This window comes from Lentimicrobiaceae bacterium (assembly GCA_020636745.1).
Taxonomy (GTDB): Bacteria; Bacteroidota; Bacteroidia; order Bacteroidales; family Lentimicrobiaceae; genus Lentimicrobium.
Genome location: JACJXH010000009.1, coordinates 150,620 through 157,324 on the forward strand (window position 1 = coordinate 150,620; position 6,705 = coordinate 157,324).

Annotated in this window: 5 protein-coding genes; 3 read left to right on the top strand and 2 right to left on the bottom strand. The window is 40.4% G+C overall.

What is annotated here, in order from left to right; all coding sequences use genetic code 11:
* Window positions 1-19 precede the first annotated feature (19 nt).
* The gene (locus H6541_13335) at window positions 20-805 is read left to right on the top strand and encodes a 2-oxo acid dehydrogenase subunit E2 (protein MCB9016765.1); all 786 of its coding nucleotides are present in this window, start codon (window positions 20-22) and stop codon (window positions 803-805) included.
* Between the two features lie 98 nt (window positions 806-903).
* Here H6541_13335 and H6541_13340 read toward each other — a convergent pair whose 3' ends face one another.
* Both H6541_13340 and H6541_13345 read right to left on the bottom strand, forming a co-directional pair.
* Complete coding sequence (locus tag H6541_13340; protein MCB9016766.1) at window positions 904-2,577, bottom strand: nucleoside kinase; 1,674 nt, start codon at window positions 2,575-2,577, stop codon at window positions 904-906.
* Window positions 2,578-2,643: 66 nt separating this feature from the next.
* The gene (locus H6541_13345) at window positions 2,644-2,796 is read right to left on the bottom strand and encodes a hypothetical protein (protein MCB9016767.1); all 153 of its coding nucleotides are present in this window, start codon (window positions 2,794-2,796) and stop codon (window positions 2,644-2,646) included.
* A gap of 419 nt (window positions 2,797-3,215) precedes the next feature.
* Between H6541_13345 and H6541_13350 the strand changes: the two genes are divergently transcribed.
* Window positions 3,216-5,153, top strand: a complete 1,938-nt coding sequence (locus H6541_13350) for a DUF5036 family protein (protein ID MCB9016768.1) — start codon at window positions 3,216-3,218, stop codon at window positions 5,151-5,153.
* Window positions 5,154-5,555: 402 nt separating this feature from the next.
* Window positions 5,556-6,356, top strand: coding sequence for a lipid II flippase Amj family protein (locus H6541_13355; GenBank protein ID MCB9016769.1), 801 nt, complete (start codon window positions 5,556-5,558; stop codon window positions 6,354-6,356).
* Window positions 6,357-6,705: the final 349 nt, after the last annotated feature.

Below are 6,705 nucleotides of genomic sequence, written 5' to 3' on the forward strand. Positions count from 1 at the left end.
AGTCAACAGCAAGAAAAGCATGACCGCATTTAAAACATACAAATTTCCCCGCACGAGGATAGCCACCATGGATGTATGCACCATCGGGAAACAGAAGCATCATGTATCGGCTTTGCTTGAACTGGATGTAACCCGTGGGCGCGAAAAACTAAAAAGCTGCCGGAAAGAATCAACCCATGTTTCATTTACGGCCTGGCTCATCAAAGTGATTAGCTTAACGGTAAAAGAACATGAGAATGTAGCCGCATATCTTGCCGGAAAGCGTAAACTGATGATTTTTGAGGATGTTGATGTTTCTTTTATTGTTGAAAAAGAGCTGAACGGTCAAAAAGTACCTATACCGCTGATGATTGAAAAAGCGAATGAAAGGAGCCTTACGTCAATTACGGCGCAAATAAGGGAAGCAAAGCAAAAAGAGCTGGATGCCGGCGAAATTGTTCTGCAGAAAAAAACAGAAAGGGCAGGCCGTTTGTATTATCTGCTTCCCGGTTTTCTGAGGCGTCTCTTCTGGAGATATCTGCTGCAACATCCTCGTCTGGCCTATAGCAAAATGGGCAATGTGGCCATCACCTCTGTTGGGGCAATAGGCAAGGTGAATGCCTGGTTTATTCCGGTTTCGCTGCACCCGTTGTGTTTTGGTATCAGCACTGTGCTTAAAAAGCCGGTTGTGGTTGATGATAAAATTGAGATACGCGAAATGCTCAACCTTACAGTTCTTATTGATCACGATGTGATTGACGGTGCTTCCATGGCCCGTTTTATCCGTGCACTTGCCTTGCACATCGAAAACGGGGATGGTTTCTGATTTTCAGGGCACGCTTATGCGCCACAGTACAGGCCTGTAATCCGGTTTAGCGAAAATGCCGCTTTGTGTAAAGGTTTATAAAACCATATTTGCTGTCATCAGGAATAATCGAAACTGCTGCCGTCTAAAAATTCGCGCAGGATGGATGTAGGAGGAATTTCCTTGTCGGAAATGGGCAGGAAATAAGAAAGAAACTTTAACAGCCTGCGGGCTTCTGAATACTCCGGGGCTATTGGCGGAACATCTTTCAGCAATGGTTCGGCCCAACGGCGCAGCACACCCAGTTCGAAAACCAGCGCTGTATTAAACATCACATCTGCCTCTTCCTGGTAAGGGAATATGTACTTTTCTTCACCTGCCCTTACACTTGGCCAGCGCTGCATGGTGTCGAGTGCCGAATAACCGCGGTATTTGCTGTCGCGCACAATCCGGCGGAGCAAACGGTTGTCGTTGGTGTGGATGCTGTTGTTTGAATCGATGCTCAGCGGGGTTAAAGCCGAAACATAAACCTTCATCATTCTGTTTGAAGAAATGTGGCTTGAAATGTCAGGATTAAGTGCATGAATGCCTTCAATCAGCAAAATGCCATTGTCGTTCAGTTTTAATTTAGTCCCATCATAAAAACGCTTGCCATTCGAAAAGGCAAACTTGGGCATTTCAACTTCTTTTCCTGCAAAGAGGTCGTTTAAATTATCGTTTAACAGCTGTGCATCAATCGCATCAGGGCTTTCAAAATTGTATTCGCCGTTTTCGTCGCGTGGCGTTAATTCCCGGTCAAGAAAATAATTGTCCATGGAAATTACCTGCGGTTTAAACCCTATCACGCTCAGTTGTACCGACAGGCGCTTGGCAAATGTGGTTTTGCCTGATGATGACGGGCCCGATATAAATACAGCTTTCACCTCGTTTTTTCTCTGGTTTACCATATCGGCAATGCAGGCTACTTTTTTTTCCTGAAGTGCTTCCGATATTTTGATAATGTCACTTATCTGCCCGTTTAAGGCCATTTGGTTGAGCTGTCCCACGTGAGGTACACCAATTATCTGCACCCACTCCTTAAATTCCCTGAAAATTTCAAACAATTTGGGCATTTCCATTATCCTGTTGAGCTCTGCCGGATTATCTTTACGCGGCAGGATTAATACCATTCCTTCGTGGTATTTTTCAAGCCCAAACTGCTGAAGATAACCTGTTGAAGGTACCAGATAACCATAAAAGTAATTGACAACATCTTCAAGCCTGTATACCGAACTGTAAAACTGTTTTCTGGTGCGCATCAGCGTGCATTTGTCCTCGAGTTTGAACTGCTCAAAAATTTCGAGTGCCTCTTCGGTGCGTATTTCGTCTCTGAGAAAGGGAGCATCATGTGCAATAATTTCCTGCATCCGCTTTTTAAGTTTGCTGACGATTTCGTCGAGCGGCCCCGGATTTACATGATTTACCAGTTCGCAATACACACCCCCTGAAACCGAATGCTGGATTTTTAATTTATGGTCGGGGTACAAATCATGGGCTGCCTTAAACAAAACCATCGACAAGGATCGCAGGTACATGCGCTGCCCGTCGATGTGCGGATAGCCAATAAAGTTAACTGTTTTAGGCTTATAAACCATGTAGTTTAGCTCCTTCAGGCTATGGTTGACCATGGCGCCAAGTACAGGATATCCTAAATCAATCTTCTGGTCTTCAATTATTTCGGCCAGCGTGGTGCCAAAAGGGTAGTCTTTGGCTATGCCGGTGTTTTCACAATAAATGGAATAGGTACGCATCATTGGTTGTATTTAATCACTTATAAGCGTTGTTGCTCTTTGGTTGTAAAAAACGTGAAATGGATGGTTTTATTTGCAAAGTAAAGATCTTTTGCGCGATAATCCGGCTATCAGCATTTTTGTTTTACCTGTTTTGGCGAAAGCGTTGATGTATGGTGATGGATGAAGCTGGTTTTTGGGAAGAATTGCAGGGTCAAGAGCTTGTGGATTGCACCTTTTCATGTCTGTATATTATAGATGCAATAAATTGTGCATAACGTGGATGGAATTTGTTCATAATTAATGTATTAAACAATTAATAAAGTTAAGTATAAAATAAATATTGGGAATTATTAAAAACGGATTAATTATTATATTAGCAGCAAAATGATAAAATGCCTGAAGGGTTGCTTAAATTAGAAATGAGAGCGGTTTTTTGATTAAAAAAAACATGTATTGAATGGCAAATTACTTGAAATATATGTCATTATCTGGCTTTATTTTATTGTATGATTGTTAAATCAGAGTTTTATACAATAATTGTAAACTGATCCAGGATGTGGAAAATAAATCAATGTGATTTGTGCTATTAGTTATTTTATTTGTGTCCTTAAGCTGTTATTATACTAAAAGTGAAACACTTATTTTAAAACTACAAACAAATGAAAACGATGAGATTGCTTAAACTGTTCTGCCTGGCAGTATTTGTTTTAGCTGCTGGATGCAAAAAGGAGGATGATGCAAATAATCCTAATGCTGTTGTGCCAGATCCAACAGGTACAATTTCCCTTTCCATGCGAAATTCTTCAAACGGAGGGACTGTTATAGATGTTGAGAATTCCGGCTCGGATATTTTCATTGCTCAGGATGATAATTTTACTGGTGGTTTGTTCGCGTCATTAGGAGCAATGAAGGGGCTTGGGAATGTTACTTATATTCCGGAAACTGGTTGGGCAAATAAAGTTGCCGTTAATCCCGGAGAAGGTTATGTATGTGCATCCATAGGTAATACTGGTGTTACCTATATCAGGATGTATGTGGTTGATTACATCCTGAGTAGCATATCAGAAGGCGTGATTGGAGCAAATATTAAATATCAATATCCCTTTAATGGTGATTCAAAAAAAATAACGCTAACGCGTGAAAGTGAAACATCTCAATTATTTTCAGTTATGCCATTACTCTCATGGCAGGTTAGCGCCGATGCTCCCTGGTGTCATGTAAATGTAACTTCAAAAAATTCTTTTGTTGTAAGCCCTGAAATCAACAATACGCTCAATGCCCGACAGGCTGTTATTACACTTACCAGTCAAGGATTAGAACCTGTTACCTATACTTATGTTCAACCTGGTCTTCAGCCAAGTTTGTTGTTGGATTCGTATTCATTGCAATTTGACAATGCTTCTTCATCAAAAAATTTAGTACTCACCAGCAATTCTTCATGGACAGCGCAAAGTGATGCAGCATGGTGCTCAGTTTCACCATTAAATGGCGGAGCCGGTACAACTGATTTAACAATCAGTACTTCAGAAAATACATCAGAGGTTGACCGGACTGCAACAATAACTTTTAATGCCACCAATTCGAACAATGAAACTCTACAAGTTAAAGTTACTGTTACTCAAACAAAACCTGATTTTGCTGGTGGAACCGGTACTCAGGTGAACCCATTCCAGATAAAAACACCACTTCAGCTTGATAACCTGAGAAAATACAGCGCGCAAGATGCCTCAATAGGCAAGTTCTTTAAATTAATGAATGATATAGACTTATCCTTATTTCTTCAGGATGCGGTTGATGGATGGACGCCTATCTCTGATTTCTGGGGAACACTTGACGGTGGAGGTTTTGTTATTCGTAATTTTTGGGTTAATAAGGTAACGCAGGGCAATGCCGCTTTGTTTGACAACTTTCATGGAGGAGGTATTCTTAATCTCGGATTAATTGTATCGCTGGGAAAGTCAGTAACAGCTGCCAATGGAGATGCAGGTGGATTTATGGCCAATGCCTTTAATAATTTTAACGATTATGTTTCAATTACGAATAGCTATGTTATAGGTAACATTTCAGGCGCAAACAGGGCTGGTGGGCTTGCTGGCTATGCAGGATATGCAAGAATGAGTGAATGTTTTACGGAAGGTAATATTTCTGGAAAATATTCTGGAGGACTGGTTGGCTATGCGCATTTTAATGATATTACTGATTGCTACTCTTTAGCAAATGTTTATGGCAAATGTTTCGATGTTTTTTATTATAATGCAGGCGGACTGGTTGGTTTTGCTGAAACAGATGGAGGCATGAATTTTGAAAATTGCTTCTCCGCCGGTAGTGTACAGGGTGATAATATTTCAAGTAATGCTTTCGCCGGAGGCTTTATTGGATTTCTTTCTGCCGTTAATTCTACTGATATTAGTAATTGCTACTTTGATAAGGATAATTCTGGTCAAGCTTCAGGTTTTGGCTATGAATCATCTTTTTTCTCAAATACAATTAATGCTGAATCTACTGCTCGGATGAAGCGTCAATCAACTTTTAACGGATGGAATTTTGTTACTATCTGGAGTATAAATGAAGGAGTTTCTTATCCTTACTTCAGGTAGTATGTTCACTGCATAAGTTTTGATTTTCCCGATATAAAAGCAAAACAGGATATTTTTCTTATTCATTGTTTTAAGAGAATATGTCCTGTTGCTTTTTCTAATTAAATCCGCTTTGGGCGCAGTCATTTTCATTTATGTTTGAAGGTATTTGGCCTTTGTTGTAAGTTAATTTAAGTTTTAACACTCTGAAACCCATATGAAAGTCAATATTTTTTATAACCTCTTTCCGCCCTTTTTCTGCAGGCTTTTGTCAAATGTTAAGCTCTGATAATCACGATATAATGCTGTGCTTTTATCAGCTTTACCCGCTGAATGCCCTTTCTTTGTGGTTACGATGAAACCCTGCGATTTTATAGTAAATTTGAGCATTGCATCAGCAGACGGTATTTAATATATAAGCATATGGCTATACAAATGATTTTGGTCATTATTCTGGTGTTTTTAATCAATTTAATTACCACTCTTTCTTATTCGGTACGGATTGTAGGCATCAGAACCGGGCGCATTGCTGTTTCATTTGCCCTGTTTAATATGCTGGTGCTTATTTCGCGCACTGCTTATGGTTTTCAGGCGCCCCTGCTGGCCAAGATGATTGAAAATAACATCCTTTCCGGCGCAGGGGCCAACCTTGCCGATTTCAGGTTAATTATTCTGGCCAGTTCGGTGGCCACCATTGCAGGAGGTTTATTCATTCCCACTTTTCAGCGATTGCTTTCTATTGCTGTTGAAAAATTCAGCATGTATAAATCTGTTCCGGCTCTGCTGATGCATGGCTTTTCGAAAAGCGGCATTACTTCGGTAAAGGATTGTCTGGTCATACCTGATGCCAAAAATATGACAGGAATAAACCTGAAAAGAGATTTCCCCTGGAGGGTTTTTATCATGAATGTGGTGGCTGTGGCAATTATAACGGTGGGGGTGTTGTCGGCACTTTATGCCGGTTATCTTAACCCCGGCTATCGCACAACAGCCAGCAACCTGTCGGCCATCATCAATGGGCTGGCCACCATTCTCATGTTTATTTTTATCGACCCTTTTTTATCGGTCATGACCGATGATGTGGTGCTGGGTAAAACCAAAGAGAGCCTTTTCAGACAATACATTGTGTATATGGTTATAGCCAGGCTGCTCGGTACTCTGCTGGCACAGCTTATTTTTCTTCCCTCGGCGCATCTTATTGCGTTGATTGCAGGCTCGATTTGAGCATCATTCACCCTCAAGCATCCGCAAACCTGCTTGCGTTTGTTAGCGGCATGGCCGGCATGGAAATTATCAGGTGTAATTCAGTCGTGCCGGATGGAATGGTTGTTATAAACAGGTTGTGATTGGAAGGGTAAATAAATGTCAGAAAAACAGGAATATAGTTGCCTGTGAGGTGTATTAAATTTTAGTTTTTATTTATTTTAATTCGATATGCTTTGTTGCCATCTGAATCATTCTTTTCTTATTTTTACATTGAAAATATTTAAGGTGTTTTATTCCTCCTTTATTCTTCAGCCAGTTTTGTTTGTTCTGTATAAACCTGATTTTTATGAAGAAATCTCTTCTTCTG

Excerpts from the sequence above, each read along its gene's own strand:
- H6541_13335 (MCB9016765.1), top strand. The coding sequence starts at position 20 with ATGACCGCATTTAAAACATACAAATTTCCCCGCACGAGGATAGCCACC.
- H6541_13340 (MCB9016766.1), bottom strand. The coding sequence starts at position 2,577 with ATGATGCGTACCTATTCCATTTATTGTGAAAACACCGGCATAGCCAAA.
- H6541_13345 (MCB9016767.1), bottom strand. The coding sequence starts at position 2,796 with ATGAAAAGGTGCAATCCACAAGCTCTTGACCCTGCAATTCTTCCCAAA.
- H6541_13350 (MCB9016768.1), top strand. The coding sequence starts at position 3,216 with ATGAAAACGATGAGATTGCTTAAACTGTTCTGCCTGGCAGTATTTGTT.
- H6541_13355 (MCB9016769.1), top strand. The coding sequence starts at position 5,556 with ATGGCTATACAAATGATTTTGGTCATTATTCTGGTGTTTTTAATCAAT.